Below are 24,180 nucleotides of genomic sequence, written 5' to 3'. Positions count from 1 at the left end.
CGAACAGACGAAGTAAATCACACAAGAAACTCGACAATGATTGACCGCAAATGATTGTGTTGAAAAAATAGCAAAACAACTTATATTAATACAAACCCAAAATGAAAAATATCTTAAAAATTTTAATCTGCGTACTCGTTTTTTCGCAATCCTCATATTCTCAGGATTACAAAAACGATAAATTCCCTGACGGAACCGAAATCACCAATTGGTTCAAAGATTATTCTAAAATTCAATTGAAAGATCTCGGAAAAAAATATACCATTACAGATTTTGAAGTAGGGAAAGACAGTACGAAAGTTCAAACCGTCGCCATTCAGAAAGTGATTGATAAAGCCGCAGCAAATGGAGGAGGAGTAATTGTGATTCCGAAAGGAGTTTTCCTGAGCGGAGCTTTATTTTTTAAACCTAAAACGACTTTATATGTTTCTGAAGGCGGAGTTTTAAAAGGATCTGATAATATTGCCGATTTTCCAATAATGCCGTCAAGAATGGAAGGACAAAATTTAGATTATTTCCCGGCTTTGGTAAACGCATACGGAGTTGATAATTTTTCGATTTCGGGAAAAGGAACGATCAATGGAAACGGAAAAAAATATTGGGAAGCCTTCTGGGAACGTCGAAAAGAAAATCCAAAATGTACTAATCTCGAAGTTTCAAGACCGAGATTGATTTTTGTATGGAACTCTAATAATGTGCAGTTTCAGGACGTAAAACTGATTAATTCAGGTTTCTGGACCAATCATTTTTATAAATGCAATAATGTAAAACTATTGGATCTTTATATTTTTTCACCACATATTAGCATAAAAGCACCAAGCACAGATGCAATTGACATTGATATTTGCACCAATTTTTTAGTAAAAGGCTGTTATATGTCCGTCAATGATGATGCGATTGCCTTAAAAGGAGGCAAAGGACCCTACGCAGATCAGGATTCAAACAACGGACCAAATGCTAATATCATCATAGAAGACTGCAATTTTGGGTTCTGTCATTCTGCACTTACAAACGGGAGCGAATCTATACATAACAGAAACATAATTATGCGCAATTGCAAAATCGATGGCGCTTCGAGATTATTATGGCTAAAAATGCGACCTGATACGCCACAACGATACGAATATATAAGAGTAGAAGATATTAAAGGCGAAGCAAAAACCTGTCTGGCAATTTTTGCGTGGAAACAATTTTTTGATATGAAAGGACGTCCGGATGTTCCCTTATCATATGGAGACAATGTTACCCTTAAAAATATCGATTTAAAATGCGATACTTTTTACGGAGTAGAAAATGATCCAAATGTTCGCTTATCCAATTTTACATTTGAGAATTTAAAAATAGAAGCCGTAAAAACAAATATTGATAAAAGCTTAATAACAAACGTGAATTTTAAAAATGTGTATGTTAATAAGCAAATTGTTGAGTGATTTTTACGCATATTCTCAGTCCATTTATTTGTTTTCTTCGCTCTAAAGTGTAAAATTTCTGACTGTTTGTGGTGATTTATGAAAATAAATAAAATTATTTTCGACATCTGTCAACACCTTGTAAAGCCTTACTATTTTGAAAAATAAAAATAAGTACTTGATTAGTAGTTGATTGGTTCTTTTATTGAAGAAGAAAAAAAGTGAGGTAAATTTAATGTTAAATCAAACGTTAAAAAACACCGATAATTTTAACGTCAAATATGTTGTAGCTATCGTTCAAACTTTTATTTTTGCGCCTTAATTTAATAATTATAAGCATGAAAGATCTATTAGTAAAAATCAACGCCGAAATTGAAACATTTAAAACAGAAGCTGACTCTTTAACAGAAAAAGGAGTTAAAGCTGCTGGAGCAAGAGCTCGTAAAGCTACTTTAGAAATTGAAAAACTTTTGAAAGAGTTTAGAAAAGTTTCTATCGAAGAATCAAAAAAATAATATTTTTTAGTCAAAATAAAACCTCGTTTAATTCAGTTTAAACGAGGTTTTTTTATTTATGAGAGGAGTTAGGGGTTATGAGTTAGAAGTTATGAGTGAAAGGTAATTTACAATCTTAAATCTTGCATCTAACTCATACTTCATAACTCATAATTTTTAAGCCCACAATCCTTCAGCTTTTTAATATTTTCCGCCACAGTTTTTGCGTTAAAAGCAGCTCCTTCTGATCCCGTATGCGTATGATCTTTTGGAAAAAATACTTTTACTTTTTCCTTGCCCAATTCTTCATATTTAAGCGCAACGATTTCGTTAAGATCAATATAAAATGCATTCTCTTTATCAGCGGCTTCTTTTGACCATTTTCCGTATGTATCATTTCGTCGTTCTACCTTGTCATTTGGCCATTCATTTCTTGGAGTCTGACTCAAAACAATTGGGATTGCGCCTTTTTCTTTCGCTTGACGAATGAACTTTTCCATATAACAACCAAAAGTGTGAACCGTTTCCTTAGAGCCATCTGCGAGAATTACTTCCTGCGTTTCGTTACCATTTCCTTTAATAGAACCTCTGAATTTTTCCTTATCAATCGCTCCGGCATCATTATGACCAAACTGAATCAATATAAAATCGCCGCTTTGCAATTGATTTTTAACTTCATCCCAAAGACCTTCATGATCAAAAGTTCTTGAACTTCGGCCACCTCGGGCTTTATTAATAATTTCAATTTGCGTTGTGTCACAATAAGCAGGAAATGCAACTCCCCAACCCACAGCATTTACATCATTATTGTTTGCCATAGTCGAATCGCCAATTAAGTACACTTTTTTCTTTTTAGGAAACACAATTTTCGGATCTTTTAAAATATAATTTTTCAATGAGTTTTTACTCTCTTCCAATTGATTGATAATTACCGAAGCCGAAAGCACAGCACCTTTTGCCGAAGTATGCGTATGATCCCTTTTATAGAAATAAGTTCCGGTCACTTTTTGTTCACCCAATTTTTCCATTTCAAGACTCATTTTATCGTTCAAATCTATAAAAGTCACCTTCTCTTTATCCGCAATTTGTTTTGCCCATAATCCGTATGATTTATTATTGCGAGGCACTTTTCCGTCTTTCCAGTCGTTTCTGGGAATTGGAGAACAAACAATAGCAATCGCGCCTTTTGATTTTGCTTCACGAATTATTTTCTGAATATACCAGCCGTAACTATGAACAGTTTCGTGTTTTTTAGTTAAGATATTATCTATTTCCTGAGTTTCGTTTCCAATTCCCTTAATCGTTCCGCGTGCGCGAAGACTGTCGTTTAAAGGTCCGTCGTCATTATGCCCAAACTGAATCAACACATAATCACCTTTTTTGAGTTTATTCAAAACCACATTCCACAAACCTTTATCCTGAAAAGTCCGACTGCTCGTTCCGCCCAAAGCGTGATTTTCTATATTAACTTTTGTAGTGTCTAAAAACTGACCAATAAAATCTCCCCAACCCCAAAGTCCGCCAGCGCCATCGCCTTTGCCATTTTTTACTGTAGAATCACCAACCATAAAAACCGTTGTTTTAGTGTCTTGCTTTGTAGTGAAGTTGAAAAAAAGAAAGCCTAATAAAAGGACTGAAAATATTTTAATTGATTGCATATTTTTTGATGTGTAAATGTCAAGCTTTGTTAAAGTTTAAAAAAAAAATAAACCTGACAGGTTTTTAAAACCTCTTAGGTATAAAAAAATTAGACAAAGAATATTTTCAAAGTAATCTGCGCATTTTTGTCATCCCGAGGAACGAGGGATCTCCGCAAGCAACTCGACAATTTAGGAAAAATACTTTGCGTTAGTTTCTTACGGAGATCCCTCGTTCCTCGGGATGACAATAATTGTGGTTACTTGATGTAAATGAATCTCTCTTAATTCTTTATGTCAAGAATGTTTAAAGAATATGCAAAACTATAACTTGAAACTAAATTTCCTCCCTAAAATCAAACCACAAATTCATTTTAATCCCGTCATCACCGCTTTTAATCCTGATATTCGTAGGCTGACTTTGCGGCCCTTGCTGTTCAAGAGGTTTAAAATCTCTCATTGCCGGAATTTCATACATAAACGAAATATCTCCTTCCGGAAATTCCGGTTGAGGATAACTTCCCGGGAAAGCATTTTTAGGCAAATCAGGGGTGAATAATCTCAGGAATAAATTATCATTTTCGCTAAAAACCTTAAACGATGAAGTTCCAGCTTTTAGATTCGCACCCAATAAATTCGCATGATAACCCTTAAATTCCGGATAAATTAAATTTTCAAAACTTTCACCCGTGATTGTGTTATTATAATCCTTCTCCCAAAAACCGTAAGTTGTTCCTTTAATTCGGTTTTTCCAAACATGATACGGACCTCTTCCGAACCATTTAATACCCGTAACTTCTTTTTCCGGAAAACTAAAGGTGATCCCAAAAGCGTTGATTTTATCTTCAAAAAAAGCACCGTCAAAACCCTCACCGCCAGAAGCATTTTTCAGCGCCAGCAATTCCATTTTGAAACGTCCGTCAGGTTCCATAATCCATTTTATAGAAGATAATCCACCCGAATAGTTAACCGTACAAACCGCTTTATCACCTTCTTGCGAAATCTGAATATCCTTTAATTTAGCCTTCATCCCAATTGGTCGCGGACCATTTGTAAGCGGAATTATCGAAGTTCCATTTTTAACAGATAAAATTTCTCCAGATGTAACATCTAAAATAACCGTGACATTATTCCCTTTTAAAGTGATTTCATTAGCCGTTTTTGTAACCGAAGCTTTCCCTTTAATATCCTCAACCTTTAAAAATTTAGCAGCATAATATTTCGCTTTATGAATTGGCCACGTCCAGGTATAAATTTCCTTATCAAAGGGATCAAAAGCCGAAATCGATAAAATATCACCTTCAGTAAAATTATCCGGAACATCAAGTTTAATTTTGCGGGTTTCCCCGGGATCAATACTCGGGATTTCAATTTTGCCAGAACTTATTGCTGGAGAATTTCCGTTTGTATAAAGAACATTATTATCTGCTTTTAAAACTTTAAAATTCATTTTACAGGAATTTAAATTAGTAAAAAGATAATCATTTGTAATTAAAAATGATCCGTCAAAATCCTCAGTAACTTGTTTCGGCAGGAATTGAATTGGCGCCCAAACCTCCTTAACCGTATAATAACTTCCTTCCCTTTCACGATGAGGTCCAAGAATTCCATCCGCGGCAAGCGAACCTTTTGAGTCAAATTTTACATCACCTGTCCAATCCGATCTTTTTACCGCTTCGTCAAGCATCGCCCACATAAAACCACCTGCAAAAAGTGGACTTTCTTTATACCTATTCCAGAAATCTTCTAACGCCGCGCCGTGTCCGTTATCATAAGTTCCGTGCATAAATTCAGTAGGGAAAAATACATTTTCACCCGAATTAAAACGATGCATTCCCGTTAAATAAGTTGGATAATGATGCGTATCCCAGCCATTAAAATCTGCCCACGGATGAATCACAATTCTTTTTTGAGGATCTTTTTCGGCAAAAACGTTATCAACATTATAATTCCAGCCGCCTTCATTTCCGTTATCCCAAATAATTATCGATGGATGATTTACGTCGCGCGTCACCATTTCGGTCACTAATTTAGTTCCTGTTTCAGTATCATACGAATTTTGCCAACCCGCCAATTCATTCAAAACAAAAAGTCCCAAAGAATCACAAACATCAAGAAAATGATCGTCAGGCGGATAATGCCCTCGAACCGCATTCATATTCATATCCTTCAATAATTTTCCGTCTAATTCGCTGATACGCTTACTCGTACTACGTCCGCCTTCCGGCCAAAATGAATGACGATTAATTCCCTTCATGATAATTTTTGTGCCGTTTACATAAATTCCGTCCTGTTTTTTAAATTCTAAAGTTCTAAAACCAATTCGCTTATTATATTGATGAACAACAATCTCGTTTTGTTTTAAGACTAATTCTAATTCATACAAATTAGGCGTTTCAGGATTCCACGGTTTTACGTTTTTCCATTTTGCAGCAATTGATGCTGCCGTAGTTTTCGCTTTAAGCGGAAAAGTAAAAGTTTCGAAATTTTCTCCATTCAAACCTTTAAGTTGGGCTTCGAGAATAGTATTTTTTGGAATATTTTTCAAGTTCAGATCAACCGTAATAGAACCGTCCATTTTAGGATTCACGGCAATATTTTCAATATGAGTTTTGGGCGAAACCTCTAACCAGACCGGACGATATATGCCGCCAAACAACCACCAATCTGCCCGACGTTCAGCCGCATTTACTGATTTATTAGCAGAATGTTTCCAGACACGAACTTCTAAAATATTCTTACCGCCAAACTTCAATAAAGAAGTAATATCATATTTAAATTCATAAAATCCGCCCTGATGAATCGCTCCCGCTAACCTTCCGTTTACTTTCACTTCAGTATCCGTCATCGCGCCGCCAAAAGCAATCAGAACGTCTTTATCCTTATAATCCGTCGGAATTTCGAACTCATATTTGTACAAGCCTTCTTCCTTACTTGGTTCTTTTTGGTTCAATTCCTTATACCATCGCCCATAAGTATATTCACCAAAACCCTCTAATTCCCATTGAGATGGAACATTAATTTTTGACCAGACTTTACTGTTATTTCCGCCCGTACAATAAAAATCCCATTGTACAGGATTTTCAAAATCTTTTCCTGAGAGATAAATTTTATCTGTTTGTTGCGCATTGCTTTTCTGTAGAAAAAAAATGACCACGAGAACAATAAGATATTTTTGTATAATGTTTATTGACAGCATAGTTAATTTTATGTTATTTCAAAACTATGATTTCTGTTTTTATATAGTATCCTGTACTATGATGTTAAAATATTGAAATATTATAAATTATCATTTTTACAAAAATCAGGTAGGTACAGGATACTATCCCATAAAAAAACATAGAAATTGCATCTGTATTTAGGAATTAATAATAATACAGAATTATGGTTTTCTAAAATTTAAACTAAACACATAGAAACATAGATTTTAAGTGCAAAAAAAGAATGCGATAAAGAATATATTTCTTTCAGATAGCTACTTTTTACATCTAAAATAAATGAAACGCCTTTTTAAGAGATGAAAATCTATGTTTCTGTTAAATTAATCACAACCAATGAGTTGTATTTTTAAAATTTAAGAATATTCATTTTTTATATAATATGGAAATTAAAAAACAATCTATTCAAATCCTTATTGGCTTATTCTTAATTTGTTCAATGGCAACATTTGGACAGGAAAATAAAGCCATACGTAAAATACATTATGCGCCCGAAGGAAATAGTTTCGTTTTGAAAAATGGCACCCGAAAATTCAACAGAGCCTTATATGGTTCTAACACAGGATTTAGGGTTGAAACTGGCGATTTGCCTGAATTTGCAATGTATATGCCCGGAATGGGAGGAAATTTCAAGCTAGGTTTAGTTAACGGAAAAGACAGTAAATGGATCACCGAAGCCACAAAAATTGATACGCGATATGTTTCAGGAACAATGCGTTATACAATCGAAGATCCTATTTTAGAAAACGGAAAATTGTTCATAGATGTTGTAGCTTTAAAAGAAAGTGAAGGTTTTATTGTAAAAGTCTACGGGAATAATATCTCAAAAAACACCAGTTTAATATGGGCTTTTGGCGGAGCAACAGGAAAAAAGTTCAGTCGTGACGGAGACATTGGCGCAGATCCGGAATCGGTATTTTATTTACAGCCGGAATATTGTATTAATAATAAATACACCATAAAAAAGGAATCATTTTTATTAGAATATGGTTCAGAAAGCAACAAACAAAAAACAGGAAATAATAGAAATATTACCGGATTTTTTCCCGAATCGGTTACGCATTTAGCCAATGCAAAAATGCAAAACAAGCCATTAGAACTTTTTAATTCAAATCCCGAATCACTGATTTTAATTACAGGAAAAATAAAATCAATTACTAAAAAAGCATCTTATTGGTTGTTCTTTTCGGAAGATTCAAAAATCAATTATAATCAAAAAAACATAGCACAGCTTTATGAAAAATCAGTTCAGGAAACAGAAATTTTAGCGAATCGCGTAAAAGTTTCAACTCCTGATCCGTACATAAATACACTGGGATCTGCACTTTCAATCGCTGCTGACGGAATTTGGGAAAGTCCCGCTTATCTTCACGGAGCAATTGCGTGGCGAATGTATCTCAATGCCTGGCGCGGTGCTTATACGGCTGATCCTTTAGGCTGGCACGATCGCGCAAAAACTCATTTTACAAGTTATAGCAATTCTCAGGTTACAAGTCCGGAAACGGGTCCAATTGTATTAGATGAAGAACGAAATTTAGCCCGACAAAAGGAAGAAATTGGAACCTCAATGTTCAGCAGCGGATACATTAGCCGAAGCCCGAACAAAAATAATATCGCACATCATTATGATATGAATTTGGTTTTTATAGATCAAATGTTACGACATTTTAAATGGACGGGAGATACAACTTTTATAAAAGAAATGTGGCCCACAATTCAAAGACATTTAAAATGGGAAAAAAGAAATTTTGATCCTGATAATGACGGATTATATGATGCTTATGCATCAATCTGGGCGAGCGATGCTTTGCAATATAGTGGTGGCGGCGTCATACATTCATCAGCTTATAATTATTATGCGAATAAAACCGTAGCACAAATTGCAAAGAAAATTAATGAAGATGAAAACCCGTTTACAAAAGAAGCAGATAAAATTTTTAAGGCGACAAACAGCCAACTTTGGGTCCCTAATAAAGGAATTTTTGCTGAATATAAAGATGCGTTAGGAAATAAATTATTACATGATTCACCCGGAATTTGGAGCATTTATCACACGATAGATTCAGAATTATCGAATCCGTTTGAAAGTTATCAAATGCTGGATTACGTCAACAATCAGATTCCGCATATCCCAATTTCGGCAGAAGGACTGGACAAAAAAGACCTTTATGTAATTAGCACAACAAACTGGCAGCCTTATACCTGGTCGACAAATAATGTTGCTTTAGCCGAACAATTACATACTTCTTTGGCTTTCTGGCAAGGCGGACAATCTGAAAATGCGTTTAAAATGTGGGAAAGTGCTTTGGTCGAAAGTATGTATTTGGGCGCTTCGCCGGGAGGTTTCGAGCAGCTTTTGTATCAGGATGCGATGCGAGGCGAATTGTATCGCGATTTTGCCGATCCAATTGGTATGGCTTCAAGAACTTTAGTCGAAGGACTTTTTGGGATTCAACCAGATGCTTTGGCAGAAATATTAACGATAAAACCAGGCTTTCCTGAAAAATGGAATCTGGCTTCCTTAGAAATTCCTGATGTTTCAATTGATTTTAAAAGAGAAAAAAAAGAAGAAAAATATGTAATCAAAAATCAGTTTTCGGCAAAAATGAATTTGAAATTAGTTGTGAATTCTTCCTTCGAAACTGTAGAAAATATTACTGTAAACGGAAAATCAGTTTCGTGGAAAATTGTTCCCGAAAACATCGGAAAACCAAAAATAAGTATTGAAGTTCCGTACAATTCCATTTATGATATTTCAATTAAATGGAAAGGAAATCCTATAGAAGAAATTCACTCTAAAGAAAATTATACATCAAATGAAATTTTAGATTTGAAAACTCTTAAAGCTAAAATAATTTCGGTTTATGATCCGCAATTTGTTTTAACTGAAATTTCAAAAACAGCTAATTCGCTCACGGCGAAAGTAAATTCTATTGGAAATAAACTTTTTTTTGTCGAATTAAAACAAGGCGAATTATCCTGGTGGCAACCCATTCATATAAATGTAAAGTGTGAAAATAAATCAAATGAAGCAATTACAAATTGGGATCTTCCGCTTGATAAATCTAAACGTCCAGAAACAATTCAGCTTTCGTCATTTTTTAATTCAAAAGTAACCGATATTTTCAATTATGAATATCTTTCTCCGAGACCACAAACCGTAACATTGCAACTTCCTAAACAAGGAATTGGGAATTGGTGTTATCCCAATATTTCCGTAAAAATTGATGATTCTGGCTTACGCGAAAAGGCAAAATCAAACGGACAAATTACAACGCCAAACGGGATTCCGTTTCAAACACCTTCTGATGTAAATCAAAAGAATATCATTTTCACATCAATGTGGGATAATTTTCCCGAAAGCATCGATATTCCGTTAAACGGAAAAGCTTCACACGCTTATTTTATGCTCGCCGGAACCACAAACCCAATGCAAAGCAGAATCACAAATGGTGAAATAAAAGTAAATTACACCGATGGAACATCAGATATTCTGCCTCTAAAAAATCCCGAAAACTGGTGGCCAATAGAACAGGATTATTTTATTGACGGACTTGCTTTTACAACCAACGCGCCAAAACCGCCAAGAATTTATTTTAAAACAGGAGAAATCACAAGAGATTTTAAGGATTTTAAAACCATAAAAGGATTCACCAGTTATGGAATTGATGGCGGCGCAGGAACTATTTTAGATTTGCCATTGAATAAAAATAAAATATTGAAGAGTTTGACATTAAAAACTATTGCAAATGATGTTGTGATTGGGTTGATGAGTGTTACTTTAATTAGATAATGTGTCAATGAGAAAATGTGTCAATAAGAAATAATCTAAATGTAAAAATGCTTCGTTAGGAGCTAAATGTTGGTAGCAAAAAAAAAATCAATTTCCCACATTTCAGAGTCCCGTAGGGACGACATATAAATCGGGCAATAAAAAAATTAGATAACCTATTAAAATAAAAACATTAAACCGCTTAAAATTTTACCGCAAAGCACGCAAAGTTTTTTATGCTTGCGTGATTTGTGACAAAGCAAAGTTCGCAAAGCTTTGTATTGATAAAGCTTTGCGAACTTATGTTTTACAAATAATATTGGTAAAAACTTGCGTGCTTTGCGGTTAATTTTTATCATCTCAACCTGAAACTATCATAAATTATTTACCCAAATGAAAAAATATCAATTAATTACTGCATTCCTCTTTTCAATTTCCATTTTCGCACAGCAAAAAATAGATCGTAAAGCCCTTGTAACGCGACATAATGTTCAAATTACAGCTATCGATACTTTGGCTTCGCTGACGGTTGGGAACGGTGCATTTGCTTTTACGGTTGATGCGACGGGATTGCAGACATTTCCTAAAAAACACGAAAACGGGATTCCGTTAGGAACACAGTCAGAATGGGGATGGGACAGTTATAAAAACACTAATAACTATAAATTCTCAGAAACCTTAAGAGATTACAAACAATATGGTAGAGATATTTCATACACGGTACAAATAAAAGAACCAGCGAGAAAAGTAGAAGCGGTGAATTGGTTTCGTCAGAATCCGCATTTATTGCAATTGGGAAATTTAGGTTTTGAAATTACCAAGAAAGACGGAAGCATCGCAAAACCGGAAGACATTAAATCAATTGCTCAAAAATTGAATCTTTGGACAGGAGAAATCGAAAGTTATTTTGAAGTTGAAGGAATTCCAGTTACAGTTTTGACCGTTTCACATCAGGAAAAAGACGCGATTGGCGTAAAAGTCAAATCGGATTTATTGCAGCAAAAACGCTTGAAAATAAGTTTAAGAATTCCGTTTCCAACAGGTGATTGGGCTGACATGGGAACAAAATGGGAGGGAAAAGAAGATTATAAAAGCACGTTGTTTGAAAAGTCAAAAACAGAAGCCGTTGTAACGCATGTTATGGACAGTATTTCATACAATGTCAATTTGAATTGGAAAGGAAATGCGCAGATAAAAAAAGTTTCTGATCACTATTTTGTGGTCGAAGCATCAAATACAAATACATTAGAATTGAGTTGTCTTTTTGCTTTAGCAGATAAAAAATCACCATCAAATTCATCATTTACCGAGATTGAAAACAGTAGTATAAAAGGGTGGGAACAATTTTGGAAAAGTGGCGCAGCGGTAGATTTTTCTGGAAGTACAGATCCTCGCGCCAAAGAACTAGAACGACGAGTTATCCTTTCGCAATATTTGACCAAAGTACAATGTACAGGAAAAGTTCCGCCACAGGAAACGGGTCTAACCTATAATAGCTGGTACGGAAAACCGCACCTGGAAATGCATTGGTGGCACGGCGTTCATTTTGCGCTTTGGAACCGACCTGAATTATTGGAAAAAAGTCTTCCGTGGTATCAAAAGGTTTTTGATAAAGCCAAAAATATTGCAAAAAGACAAGGTTTTGAAGGCGCAAGATGGCAAAAAATGACAGATCCGGACGGTAATGAAAGTCCGTCATCTGTAGGTTCATTTTTGCTTTGGCAACAGCCACATTTTATTACTTATGCAGAATTAATTTATCGTGCAAAACCAACCAACGAAACTTTAAATTTATACAGCGAACGTGTTTTTGAAACCGCTAATTTCATGGCTTCGTTTGCGAATTATGATGCTAAAAATGATCGTTATGTTTTAGGACCAGGAGTTATTCCGGCGCAGGAACGCTTTAAGGCGATGGAAACTTTTAACCCGACATATGAATTGGCGTATTGGAACTGGGCTTTGAAAACGGCGATTGCATGGAAGAAAAAATTGAATCAAAAAGTACCTGAAAAATGGGAAACAGTTTTGGCTAAATTATCTCCGTTACCAATTGCAGATCAGGTTTATCTGGCGACAGAAAGTGCGACGGATTCTTATACAAATCCGGAATTTAAAACAGATCATCCGTCAGTTTTGGGGACTTTTGGGATGCTTCCTGAAACGTCACTTTTAGATAAAAAAATCATGAAAAATACGTTTGATTTGGTTTGGAAAACATGGTCGTGGGATAAAACGTGGGGATGGGATTTCCCGATGACTGCAATGTCCGCAGCACGTTTGCAACTGCCGGAAAAAGCCATTGATGCCTTGTTTATGAATGTAACAACGAATACATATTTAAAAAACGGACACAATTATCAGTCAGACAGATTAACGCTTTATCTTCCCGGAAACGGAGGATTATTAACCGCCGTTGCCATGATGTGCGCAGGTTGGGACGGAAGCACGGAACAAAACCCGGGCTTTCCAAAAGATGGAACGTGGAAAGTACAGAGTGAAGGGTTTAAGAAGATGTTTTAGTTTTTGAGGTTCTAAGTTGCTAAGATTCTGAGTTGCTAAGTTTTTTTTTGTCATTTCGACCGAAGGGAGAAATCACACAAGAAACTCCGTATAGAATGTCGCCAATCTTTGTAGAGTTGAGAGTGATTTCTCCCTTGGGTCGAAATGACAAACTTGTCTCAAAAACAAAAGAAAAAAAACAAAAACTTTGCGCCTCTGCAACTTTGCGAGATTATTTAAATTCAACAGATAAAAAAGCTTAAAAGAAACCAGCGACAACCCGTTTAAACCCGTACAATCCGTGCGCCATGACAAAAATAAAAAATTATGAAAAATAAAATTGTACTACTATTTCTTTTATCAGGTTTACTTTCATTCGCACAAAGACAAATGGAAAATCTTGACCGAGGCGTTATTGCAGTAAAAAACAACAATCAGTTTTTTGTAGGTTGGCGTGTTTTAGGAATAGATTCTGATGATTTGGGTTTTAATTTATATAGAAAAAGCGGAACTAAAAAACCAGTAAAACTAAATGACAAACCAATTTTTGGCGCAACAAATTTTATTGATGCAAAAGCCAATATTCAGGAAGAAAATACATGGTTTGTAAAAACTGTTTTTAAAGGAAAAGAAACTGATGCAAAGGGAAGTTTTACAATTCCTGCACAAAGTCCGGATAAAGATTATTTGGCAATAAAGCTAAAACCAGTTGCAGGATATATCCCAAATGATCTTTCGGTTGGGGATTTAGATGGCGACGGAAGATATGATTTGATTGTGCATATGACAGGAAAAAGTTTAGACAATTCTTTTAAAGGAATTACAGATGCGCCTATATTTCAGGTGTATACATTAGATGGGAAATTTTTATGGCAAATTAATCTCGGAATAAACATCCGTGAAGGCGCACATTATACTCAGTTTATGGTGTATGATTTAGATGGCGACGGAATTTCGGAATTTGTGTGTAAAACCGCTGACGGAACAACTGATAACCAGAATAATGTTGTTGGCGATGTTTCAAAAGACTGGCGCGATATTGATCCTGATTCGCCCACTTATGGAAAAATTCTAAAAGGCCCGGAATACCTTTCGGTTTTTAACGGAAGAACCGGAAAAATAATTACAACTACAGAATATATCCCCGAACGTGGTGATCTTGCAGGTTGGGGCGGAAGAGGCGGAAGCGGAAGAAATGATACTAAAGGAAATAGAATCGATCGTTTTACAGCTTGTATTGCCTATTTAGACGGGATTCACCCAAGCGTTATAATGTGCAGAGGTTATTATGGAAGAACGGTTTTGGCTGCTTGGGATTTTAAAAATGACAAACTCATTTCGAGATGGGTTTTTGATAGTAAAAATGCGGAAAATCCATATTCCGGAATGGGAAATCACGGACTCACGGTTGCAGATGTGGATAATGACGGAAAAGATGAAATTATTTACGGATCAATGTGCGTCGACGATAACGGAAAAGGATTGTACACAACTGGTTTCAGGCACGGTGATGCTTTGCATGTTTCTGATCTTGATCTGGATATTCCGGGTTTGGAAGTTTTCGGAATCCATGAAATAGAAAACGGAACAACGGGTCCGGGAGTTACTTTATTTTCAGCCGCTGACGGTAAAGTTTTATTTACGGGTTCTCTTAACGAAGATGTTGGTCGTGGCGTGGCAGATAATATCGACCCAACCAGAAAAGGTGCACAATGCTGGTGGTCAGGATCGCCATATTTACATGATATGAAAGGAAATGAAATAGGAAAAGCACCAACTTCGACGAATTTTTTAATTTATTGGGATGGAGATTCTTCCAGAGAATTGCTTAATTCTAATTATATTGATAAATACAATGCTGGCAGATTGTTTACAGCAACAGGAGCAGTTTCTAATAATGGAACGAAATCAACGCCGGCACTTTCGGCAGATATTCTTGGAGATTGGCGTGAGGAATTAATTTTAAGATCTGAAGATAATACCGAACTAAGAATTTATTCGACCACGATTCCTACCGAAATCAGGCAATATACTTTGATGCATGATCCGCAATATCGATTAAGTGTTGCGTGGCAAAATGTAGGATATAATCAGCCGCCGCATACAAGTTTTTATATGGGAACAGGTATGAAACCAGCGCCTAAACCTGATATTGTTTTGGTTAAAGTAAAAAAATAGTTGAAGACTTGAAATAATTTAATTTTCAATACTATCCAATCCTTTACTTTTAGTAAAAGTATGTTTTCCTATTTCGTTTAAAAATTCAGAATCAAATTCAGTATAAGCGCGCAAAGTGTATTTTTGATCCCTTTTTTGCATCACAAAACGAATTTTATGCACCATTAACCAGATCGGTTCGTAACGTTTGTGTCCTAATAGATATTGAATTTGGAGGATAGAGAATCTTCGTTTTGAAAGCGTCATTAATTCAATGCAAATCATCCAGTATTTAATAGGTAAATTAGAGTTTTCCATGACTGTACCGGAACGAAGACTGATTCTGTTTTTACAATTTTTACATTGAAATTTTAAATCAGATTTTCTGAAAGAATGAGTGTTATGCGCGCATTTCCGGCAAATCAAACCGTTTTGCAAACGTTTGTTTTTAAATTCCTCAATGCAGTTTTCTTCGTTTTGATATTTTTCGAAATACTCCCGTAATTCCATTATTACTATTTTCTTGGTTAAATATAATAAACGAATCCTTCATCCATAAATAAGAGCATAAAAAAAGAGAACACTCAATTAGAATATTCTCTTTTTAAAATTATAAAAAATGAAATTACAGTTTTTCTGCTATCTCTTTTTTGTATTTATTAAGGATAGATTTTGTCATTCCTAAATTAGCTTTTGTAGAATCCACCGCTAAATAAATAAAATATTCTCCATTATCAGATACATCAATAATGTGAATTTGAGATGTAAGCGTAATCATTATATTATCAACAGCTTGTCCTTGTAAATTTAATGCTTTGATAGCATTCATTTTTGCTTTAACAACCTCAAGATTAAATGCAGAAGCCAATTCAGGATCAAATTCACTTACTACAGATTGTGAATAATATGACATTCCGCTTTTTACTTCAGCTACCGAAACTGCGATAAAACCAGGTACATTTTTTTTTAGATCTTCTCCAAATTGTTTTAAAAAATCAGACATAAGTTTTTAGGGTATTTTAGGGTTTTGCAAATCCTTTATTCTGGATTTTGAGCAAAATTATAGATATGATTCTATTTAATTATCCGCAATCCGTACCTGAAACTTATTTTTTTGTTGTTAATTTTCTATTTTTTAAAAGTTTGTGAAATTCCGTAAAAATTGAAATAAAAAGTAAAGAATCTTCTTATGTTAAGTTCATGCCTTAGATATGCTCAACGATAGCGCGGAAATTCTTTCCGTGCCCGTTCCAATAAATCACAAGAAAGATTAACCTTCCAAAACTAAAAAAGAGACTTAAAGCTAAATCGAATTTCGATCAATAAAATTAAATGGTACTTTAACTTGTCCTTTTTCCTTATTCAAAATCATTCTTGCCGCGGTTTCGCCCATCACATTAAAATCTGTAGACATTACTGTGATTCCTAAAAGTTCTTTTAAGGGCGTATCGTTATAAGAAATTACGCCAATATCTTTACCCAAAACATATTCTTCATCACGAATTTGTTTCATTAAATTCACCAAATCAGATTCTTCTATGGTAATAAATAAATCACCTTTTTTAAGGATCATATCGTCGTAAACTTCACTTAAAATCTCAAAATTGATTTCGTGTTCAACACAAAACTTTTTAAATCCGTGTAAAATTCGGCGCGGATAAGGATAAACCGCTTTGTCAGGATAAACTAAAATTAACTTCTTGTATTTGTTTATTTTCGAAAGTCCTTCTTTTAACGCATTGTAAATATCATTTTCAAAATCCTGATAAATTTTGATGATTTCACCATCCATTCCCAGTTTTATATTATCCATCAAAACCAGTTTTTCATCAGGAATTTTCTGGATTGCCTTTGCAACTTCATCAGTAAAACTTAAATGTTTTAATTCATCGGTTTTAAAATGCGTTGTAATTACATAATAATCATAAGCGCCTTCAAATTTGTCTAATAAGTTGAGAAACAATGTTTCATCACAATGATAAATATGCAAATCAACATGAGCATTTGCGCCAACGGTATTAATAAATGAGTTGTAGGTTTTCATTTTATAGGCACTTAGTTTATTAAGCACAAACAAAATATTTACTTTAGATTCAAGTTTTGTTCGGGTAATGTAATATCCTTTTCCTCGAATGGACGATATTATTTTTCGCTCTTTTAAAATATTATATGCCTTTTCAACTGTATCTCGCGACATATAAAATTCTTCGCTAAAGCTGTTTATGGAAGGTATTTTTTGATTTATTTTTAAATTTCCGTTTACAATATTCTGCAGGATTGAGTCTACAATTTGTTTGTATTTAGGAACCCTTGAATCTTCATCTATTTTAATAAGTTTAATCATTTTTTTTGGCTTGTAAATTAGGCGACAGTTGGTTACGATATATTTTTAAATCATAATTGTATCAAAAGTTTTATCTGAAAATTATAAAATGAACCTGCTCGGTACTTTTCTCACAAAAGCTTTAAAATTAAATAAGGCTTATTTTATATTTTTTGCTGATTTGTTTGTTTCTGGCAAATTGAGGATATAATAATTACGAAATCGATTGCTAAAATAGAAATTTAAAATTTATATTTCTAATATTATTCGGTAGTTCTTCTTAATAATCTTCAGTTTTAACATAAATAACAAAACTATAAAGGATAGTACAGGACAGTTTTCTTTTTTACATTCTATTATTTTACAAAACAAAATTAACTATCACAATAACCACAAAATAAATTATTAATGGAATCATTATTAGGGATTATTTTTCATTCTATCGGAGGCTTTTCTTCAGGTAGTTTTTATATGCCATTTAAAAAAGTAAAAGATTGGGCTTGGGAAAGCTACTGGATCGTAGGAGGTTTTTTTTCCTGGTTAATAGTGCCGCCAATCGCAGCTTATTTAACGATTCCAAATTTTGTTGAAATTATTGCCACAGCTTCGCCATCAATAAAAGCATTCACATTTTCAATGGGATTGATTTGGGGAATTGGCGGATTAACATACGGTTTAGGCGTTCGCTATTTAGGAATGTCATTAGGAAACTCCATTATTCTTGGATTTTGTTCCGCTTTTGGAGCTTTAGTTCCTTCTGTTTATTATGATTTATATCCTACAGCGGGAAAAATTTCATTCAGTCATATGCTTTCAAATCCAGGCGGACAACTGGTTTTAGCAGGAGTTGCGGTTTGCCTTTTAGGAATTGCCATTTCTGGAAAAGCCGGAATCCTTAAAGAAAGAGATTTCGCCACAGGACACGAAGATAAAGACAAGGATTTTAGTTTAACAAAAGGACTAATTATCGCGGTGATTTCAGGGATTTTGAGTTCCTTTTTTAATTACGGAATCGAAGCCGGAAAACCAATGGCAGAAACAGCAGTAAACTACGGCTGCAATCCTCTTTTTCAAAATAATGTTACTTATATCGTTTTGATGTGGGGAGGTTTAACGACCAATTTTATCTGGTGTATGTATCTTAATTTCAAAAATAAAACCTTCTCAGATTATACCAATAAAAATACACCAATTTCAAAAAACATTCTTTTTTCGGCAATAGCGGGAACAATGTGGTTTTTACAATTTTTCTTTTACGGAATGGGAGAAAGCAAATTAGGAAACGGTGCAAGTTCATGGATTTTACACATGGCAACCATAATTCTGACAGCAAATTTTTGGGGATTTTATTTGAAAGAATGGGCGGGAGTTTCTAAACGAACCCTTAGAACATTTGCCTGGGGAATTGCATTAATCATGCTGTCAATTGTTTTAGTTGGAATTGGAAATTCATTATAAACGTACAGAAATAACATAACAACAATGTCGAATATAAATATAAATAATATGACTTTTAAGCATGTAAGCTATCTTTGGGATGAGGCTCAGGCAGCAGCATTGGCAGGAGATGAAGTGGGGCTTTTCATTTATCGTTCTAATTTATTAGGAGCTGATTTAAGATTGACTAACTATGGCGGTGGAAACACGTCAGTAAAAATTACTGATAAAGATCCGCTAACCGGAGCGAGCTCTGAGGTGATGTGGATCAAAGGCTCTGGTGGAGACATTGGTACATTGACAAAATCAGGTTGTGCGGCCCTTTATCTTGACCGACTTCGCAATCTTGAAAATGTGTACAAAGGAATTGATTTTGAGGATGAAATGGTCGAATTATTCAATCATTGTATCTTCGATTTAGCATCAAAAGCACCTTCTATAGATACGCCTTTACATGGTTTTTTACCCTTTAAACATATAGATCACTTACATCCTGATGCGGCAATTGCAATCGCAGCGGCAAAAGACGGAGCTAAAATTACCGACGAATTATTCAACGGCGAAATTGGCTGGGTAGGATGGCAGCGTCCGGGTTTTGACTTAGGACTTCAATTAAGAACTTGTCTGGAAGAAGCCGAGAAAAAAGGTAAAAAACTACGCGGAATCATGTTAGGTTCTCACGGTTTATTTACTTGGGGAGATACTGCATATGAAAGTTATGTTAACACGCTTGAAGTAATCGAAAAATGTGCAGAATATTTAGAAAATAACTTCGGGAAAAAACGCCCTGTTTTTGGAGGTAAAAAAATAGAAAGTCTTCCTGTCGAAGATCGTAAATTAAAAGCAGCAAAAGTAGCCCCAATTTTAAGAGGTTTCTGTTCATCAGAGCGTCAAATGATTGGACATTATACAGATGATGCAAGGGTTTTGGAATTCACAAATTCTAATGATTTATCAAAACTGGCTCCGCTGGGGACTTCATGTCCGGATCACTTTTTACGTACCAAAATCAGTCCTTTGGTTTTAACCTTAGAACCAAACGAAGATTTATCAGATGTTGTCGCAATCAAAGCAAAATTAACACCAGCTTTTGAGGCATATCGCGCCATGTACAAAGACTATTACAACACTTGTAAAAAGTCAAATTCGCCGGCAATGCGCGACCCAAATCCGGTTGTGATTTTATATCCGGGAGTTGGTATGTTTACGTTTGCCAAAGACAAAACAATGGCAAGATTGGCATCAGAATATTATATCAATGCAGTAAATGTGATGAAAGGCGCCGAAGCAGTTTCAGAATATACTTCATTGCCCCGTCAGGAAGCTTTTGATATTGAATATTGGTTATTGGAAGAAGCAAAATTGCAACGTATGCCTAAACCAAAAGCTTTGTCAGGAAGAATTGCTGTAATTACAGGTTCTGCAGGCGGAATTGGTAAAGCTATTGCGAAAAAATTTGCTCAGGAAGGCGCTTGTATTGTCATCAACGACATTAACGAAGAGCGTTTAGAACAAGCTACAACTGAGTTTATTAAATTATTTGGTAAAGATGCTGTTACAAGTACTTTATTAAATGTTACAGATGAAAAAAGCACAGAAAAAGCATTAGACGAAGCTTGTTTGGCTTTTGGAGGTGCAGATATTATCGTGAATAATGCAGGAATTAGTATTTCTAAATCTATTGCAGAACACACGCTTGAAGAATGGGACAGATTATACAATATTTTGGTAAAAGGGCAATTTATTGTTTCAAAAGCCGGAATTGAAGTAATGCGCAAACAGGGATTTGGCGGAGATATTGTAAACATTGTTTCTAAAAATGCAGTTGTTGCAGGACCAAATAATCCTGGTTATGGTTCAGCAAAAGCAGCTCAGGCACATTTAACACGATTAATGGCTGCCGAATTAGGGGCCGATAAAATTCGTGTAAACACTGTAAATCCTGACGCAGTAATCTCAGATTCAAATATTTGGTCAGGAGGTTGGGCAGAAGGTCGTGCAAAAGCATACGGAATAACTGTTGAAGAGTTACCGGCTTATTATGCAAAACGCACATTATTGAATGAAATTATATTGCCGGATGATATTGCAAACGCATGTTTTGCCTTTGTTGGTGGTTTACTCGATAAATCAACAGGAAACGCCTTAAACGTAGATGGCGGCGTATCAATGGGCTTTTACAGATAGAATTGTTAAGTTTTTAAGTTTGTTTAAAGCAAAAGTGGTTTTTTGTGGTCTAACGTTCGATATCATTCGGACGTTAGATTTTTTTAGACATTCCAAATCGCATAATAAGCGCATAATAGCATAAAATAGTAAAGTTAAACCAGAGTTCAGTTTATATAAATTATATATATATTGTAATCTCTATTAAAATATAAATAATATGTTAATCGGATCAAATAATATAGCATCTCACAACGAAGATTTATTAAAAAAACATCAAAATAAATTTGCTTTTACAGTATCAGAAATTGGTGAAACAGAATCGATTATTCAAAAATTAATCGATTTTCAAATCGCCATTCCATCCTGGGCTTTAGGAACAGGCGGAACCAGATTCGGACGTTTTGCCGGAGGTGGAGAACCACGTTCTATCGAAGAAAAAATCGAAGATGTAGGTTTGCTTCATGCTTTAAACAATGCTTCGGGCGCGATTTCATTGCATATTCCGTGGGATATTCCACAGGATTATAAAGCAATAAAATTCCTTGCCGCACAACACAATTTAAGATTTAATGCCATGAATTCAAATACATTTCAGGATCAGGCAGGTCAGGAAAATTCATATAAATTCGGATCATTACAAAACGTAAACAAAGCAGTTCGCAAACAGGCAATTGCTCATAATATAGAAGTAATTCAACACGGAATCGAATTAGGATCTGAATCATTAACGGTTTGGTTAGCAGATGGATCATCTTTTCCGGGACAATTAAACTTTCGAAAAGCATACCAAAATACATTAGAAAGTCTCGAAGAAATCTATGATGCATTACCTTCAAACTGGAAATTATTTTTAGAATATAAATGTGCTGAACCTAACTTTTATTCGACAACTGTAGCAGATTGGGGACAATCGTATTCGTACGTTAAAAAGTTAGGCGACAAAGCGCAAACATTAGTTGATTTAGGACATCATTTGCCAAATGCTAATATCGAGCAAATTGTTTCCTTATTATTAATGGAAGAAAAATTGGGAGGTTTTCACTTTAATGATTCAAAATACGGAGACGACGATTTAACCGCCGGAGCCTTAAAACCATATCAATTGTTCCTGATTTTTAATGAATTAGTTGAAGGAATGGACGCTCGCGGAATGAATCACGCCAAAGATTTAGGCTGGATGATCGATGCATCGCACAACATAAAAGATCCTTTAGAAGATTTATTACAATCTGTAGAAGCGATTATGATTGCATATGCTCAGGCACTTTTAGTAAACAGAAAAGCATTAGAAATTGCACAGCAGGAAAATGATGTAGTAAAAGCGCAGGAAATTTTGCAGGACGCTTTCCGTACAGATGTTCGTGCCTTAGTTGCCGAAGCTCGTTTGCGTTCCGGCGCGGCATTAAATCCGGTTGAATTGTATCGCAGTCTGAGTGTCAGAAAAAATCTAATAGGCGAAAGAGGTTTAAAAACAATGGCAACAGGACTATAAATTGAGTTATTAGTTATGAATTATGAGTTATAAGTTCATAAACTATTGTTGTTATAATGGTGTTTGATGTGAAAACAAAAAAGCACAGCATAATAACATTTTGAATCCGTAAGCAAAAATCATAACTCACAACTCACAACTCATAATTCATAATTCAAAACTCATAATTAAAGAAATGAACGTAGTTGCAATTTTTGACATTGGTAAAACAAACAAAAAGGTATTTTTATTTGATGAAAACTATAAAATTGTTTGGGAAAAATCAGTAAATCTTGACGAAACCGTCGATGAAGATGGTTTTCCCTGCGAAGATATAGAAGTCCTCAAAAACTGGATTTTCGAACGATTATCAGAAATAAAAAGCCTGACAGATTACGTTTTAAAAGCCATCAATTTTAGTACTTATGGCGCCAGTTTTGTTTACATTGATGAGAAAGGAAAAGTTTTAACGCCTCTTTATAATTATTTAAAAGAATATTCGGAGGAATTAAAAAACGACTTTTATAATAAATACAAAGGGAAGGAAGCTTTTGCAGTCAAAACCGCTTCACCCGTTTTAGGAAGTCTGAATTCAGGAATGCAAATTTACAGACTCAAAGAAGAACAGCCGGAATTATTCAATCAGGTAAAATACTGTTTACATTTACCGCAATATTTGAGTTTTCTATTAACAAACGAAGCTTTTTCAGACATTACAAGTATTGGATGCCATACCAATCTTTGGAATTTCAAAAAGATGAAGTATCATAAATGGCTCAAAAACGAAAATATTTCGGCTAAAATTCCACCGCTTCATTACGGAAAAAACATCATCAAACAACAAGATGAATTAGCCATTGGCGTTGGTTTACACGACAGTTCATCGGCAATAATTCCGTACACGATAAACTTTACAGAACCTTTTGTTTTATTATCTACAGGGACATGGAGCATTTCGCTCAATCCGTTCAATAATAAACAATTGACTTTTGAAGAGTTGCAACACGATTGTTTGTGTTACATGCAATACACAGAAAAACCCGTAAAAGCAGCCCGATTGTTTTCAGGCAATGAGCACGAAATACAAACCAAAAGATTAGCAGAACATTTTAAAGTTCTGTTTGATACCTATAAAGAAGTTTATTTTGATAAAAAGATAATTTCAAATCTACGAGCCTTAAATTTTCAGATTATTTATCCAAAGAAATATGATTTTGATATTCTGAAAGAATGTCCATTTCAAAAAAGAGATCTCAATAATTTCAAAAGCTACGAAATTGCCTATCATCAATTGATGCTCGACATCGTAGAACAACAGTTTTTTTCGACTAATTTAGTAATTCATAATAGTCCGGTAAAGAAAATTTTTGTCGACGGTGGTTTTAGTAAAAATTCTATTTTCATGAATTTATTAGCCGAAGCCTTTCCGGACATAGAAGTTTACGCCGCATCAATGGCACAAGCAAGTGCTTTAGGCGCCGCATTAGCAATTCATCAAAACTGGAACCCTAAACCAATCCAGAATGATTTGATCGATTTGAAATTTTACAAACACTAGGTTTGAATTAAAAATTTAGAATTAAAAATTAAA

At 34.7% G+C, this 24,180-nt stretch carries 13 protein-coding genes and 1 pseudogene; 9 read left to right on the top strand and 5 right to left on the bottom strand.

The features are described 5' to 3' along the window. Window positions 1-101: 101 nt before the first annotated feature. Together ACHZDT_RS16445 and ACHZDT_RS16440 are read left to right on the top strand one after the other, a co-directional pair. Entirely contained in the window at window positions 102-1,430 is a 1,329-nt protein-coding gene (locus ACHZDT_RS16445) for a glycoside hydrolase family 28 protein (protein WP_394775710.1), read from the top strand. A gap of 317 nt (window positions 1,431-1,747) precedes the next feature. After that, window positions 1,748-1,924 carry a histone H1 gene (locus ACHZDT_RS16440; RefSeq protein ID WP_213294129.1) on the top strand — a complete coding sequence of 59 codons (177 nt, stop codon included), beginning with the start codon at window positions 1,748-1,750 and terminating at the stop codon, window positions 1,922-1,924. A gap of 140 nt (window positions 1,925-2,064) precedes the next feature. Here the strand turns inward: ACHZDT_RS16440 and ACHZDT_RS16435 are convergent, their stop codons facing one another. Together ACHZDT_RS16435 and ACHZDT_RS16430 are read right to left on the bottom strand one after the other, a co-directional pair. Next, window positions 2,065-3,561, bottom strand: coding sequence for a rhamnogalacturonan acetylesterase (locus ACHZDT_RS16435; RefSeq protein WP_394775709.1), 1,497 nt, complete (start codon window positions 3,559-3,561; stop codon window positions 2,065-2,067). A gap of 316 nt (window positions 3,562-3,877) precedes the next feature. Then, window positions 3,878-6,739 (bottom strand): glycoside hydrolase family 2 TIM barrel-domain containing protein, encoded by a 2,862-nt coding sequence (locus ACHZDT_RS16430; RefSeq protein ID WP_394775708.1) that lies wholly within the window; start codon window positions 6,737-6,739, stop codon window positions 3,878-3,880. 458 nt (window positions 6,740-7,197) lie between these two features. Between ACHZDT_RS16430 and ACHZDT_RS16425 the strand changes: the two genes are divergently transcribed. The 3 genes from ACHZDT_RS16425 to ACHZDT_RS16415 all read left to right on the top strand — a co-directional run bounded on the left by ACHZDT_RS16425 (window position 7,198) and on the right by ACHZDT_RS16415 (window position 15,210). Then, entirely contained in the window at window positions 7,198-10,551 is a 3,354-nt protein-coding gene (locus ACHZDT_RS16425) for a DUF4450 domain-containing protein (RefSeq protein ID WP_394775707.1), read from the top strand. Between the two features lie 372 nt (window positions 10,552-10,923). After that, window positions 10,924-13,053: a hypothetical protein gene (locus ACHZDT_RS16420; protein WP_394775705.1), complete on the top strand. Its 2,130-nt coding sequence runs from the start codon at window positions 10,924-10,926 to the stop codon at window positions 13,051-13,053. 306 nt (window positions 13,054-13,359) lie between these two features. Continuing rightward, window positions 13,360-15,210 (top strand): rhamnogalacturonan lyase, encoded by a 1,851-nt coding sequence (locus ACHZDT_RS16415; RefSeq protein WP_394775704.1) that lies wholly within the window; start codon window positions 13,360-13,362, stop codon window positions 15,208-15,210. A gap of 42 nt (window positions 15,211-15,252) precedes the next feature. Here the strand turns inward: ACHZDT_RS16415 and ACHZDT_RS16410 are convergent. From ACHZDT_RS16410 to ACHZDT_RS16400, 3 genes and pseudogenes are all read right to left on the bottom strand, one after another. Then, a pseudogene (locus tag ACHZDT_RS16410) lies at window positions 15,253-15,708 on the bottom strand (transposase); the annotation flags it as partial. Between the two features lie 106 nt (window positions 15,709-15,814). After that, window positions 15,815-16,192, bottom strand: a complete 378-nt coding sequence (locus ACHZDT_RS16405; RefSeq protein WP_394775703.1) for a hypothetical protein — start codon at window positions 16,190-16,192, stop codon at window positions 15,815-15,817. A gap of 300 nt (window positions 16,193-16,492) precedes the next feature. Next, a complete protein-coding gene (locus ACHZDT_RS16400; protein WP_394775702.1) occupies window positions 16,493-17,533 on the bottom strand; it encodes a GntR family transcriptional regulator in 1,041 nt (346 codons plus the stop codon). 387 nt (window positions 17,534-17,920) lie between these two features. On the opposite strand from ACHZDT_RS16400, the gene rhaT reads away from it, so the two are divergent. The 4 genes from rhaT to ACHZDT_RS16380 all read left to right on the top strand — a co-directional run bounded on the left by rhaT (window position 17,921) and on the right by ACHZDT_RS16380 (window position 24,147). Continuing rightward, on the top strand, window positions 17,921-18,970 hold the full coding sequence (gene rhaT / locus ACHZDT_RS16395; protein WP_394775701.1) for an L-rhamnose/proton symporter RhaT: 1,050 nt from the start codon (window positions 17,921-17,923) through the stop codon (window positions 18,968-18,970). Window positions 18,971-18,994: 24 nt separating this feature from the next. Beyond that, window positions 18,995-21,136, top strand: a complete 2,142-nt coding sequence (locus tag ACHZDT_RS16390; protein ID WP_394775700.1) for a bifunctional aldolase/short-chain dehydrogenase — start codon at window positions 18,995-18,997, stop codon at window positions 21,134-21,136. Window positions 21,137-21,335: 199 nt separating this feature from the next. Beyond that, window positions 21,336-22,610, top strand: a complete 1,275-nt coding sequence (locus ACHZDT_RS16385; protein WP_394775699.1) for a TIM barrel protein — start codon at window positions 21,336-21,338, stop codon at window positions 22,608-22,610. Between the two features lie 175 nt (window positions 22,611-22,785). Beyond that, window positions 22,786-24,147, top strand: a complete 1,362-nt coding sequence (locus ACHZDT_RS16380; protein ID WP_394775698.1) for an FGGY-family carbohydrate kinase — start codon at window positions 22,786-22,788, stop codon at window positions 24,145-24,147. Window positions 24,148-24,180: the final 33 nt, after the last annotated feature.

Source organism: Flavobacterium sp. (genome assembly GCF_043722275.1).
GTDB lineage: Bacteria > Bacteroidota > Bacteroidia > Flavobacteriales > Flavobacteriaceae > Flavobacterium.
This window is presented reverse-complemented; position numbering and strand designations above follow the sequence as displayed.

Coding starts and splice junctions, on each gene's coding strand:
- ACHZDT_RS16445 (WP_394775710.1), top strand. CDS start 102: ATGAAAAATATCTTAAAAATTTTAATCTGCGTACTCGTTTTTTCGCAA.
- ACHZDT_RS16440 (WP_213294129.1), top strand. CDS start 1,748: ATGAAAGATCTATTAGTAAAAATCAACGCCGAAATTGAAACATTTAAA.
- ACHZDT_RS16435 (WP_394775709.1), bottom strand. CDS start 3,561: ATGCAATCAATTAAAATATTTTCAGTCCTTTTATTAGGCTTTCTTTTT.
- ACHZDT_RS16430 (WP_394775708.1), bottom strand. CDS start 6,739: ATGCTGTCAATAAACATTATACAAAAATATCTTATTGTTCTCGTGGTC.
- ACHZDT_RS16425 (WP_394775707.1), top strand. CDS start 7,198: ATGGCAACATTTGGACAGGAAAATAAAGCCATACGTAAAATACATTAT.
- ACHZDT_RS16420 (WP_394775705.1), top strand. CDS start 10,924: ATGAAAAAATATCAATTAATTACTGCATTCCTCTTTTCAATTTCCATT.
- ACHZDT_RS16415 (WP_394775704.1), top strand. CDS start 13,360: ATGAAAAATAAAATTGTACTACTATTTCTTTTATCAGGTTTACTTTCA.
- ACHZDT_RS16405 (WP_394775703.1), bottom strand. CDS start 16,192: ATGTCTGATTTTTTAAAACAATTTGGAGAAGATCTAAAAAAAAATGTA.
- ACHZDT_RS16400 (WP_394775702.1), bottom strand. CDS start 17,533: ATGATTAAACTTATTAAAATAGATGAAGATTCAAGGGTTCCTAAATAC.
- rhaT (WP_394775701.1), top strand. CDS start 17,921: ATGGAATCATTATTAGGGATTATTTTTCATTCTATCGGAGGCTTTTCT.
- ACHZDT_RS16390 (WP_394775700.1), top strand. CDS start 18,995: ATGTCGAATATAAATATAAATAATATGACTTTTAAGCATGTAAGCTAT.
- ACHZDT_RS16385 (WP_394775699.1), top strand. CDS start 21,336: ATGTTAATCGGATCAAATAATATAGCATCTCACAACGAAGATTTATTA.
- ACHZDT_RS16380 (WP_394775698.1), top strand. CDS start 22,786: ATGAACGTAGTTGCAATTTTTGACATTGGTAAAACAAACAAAAAGGTA.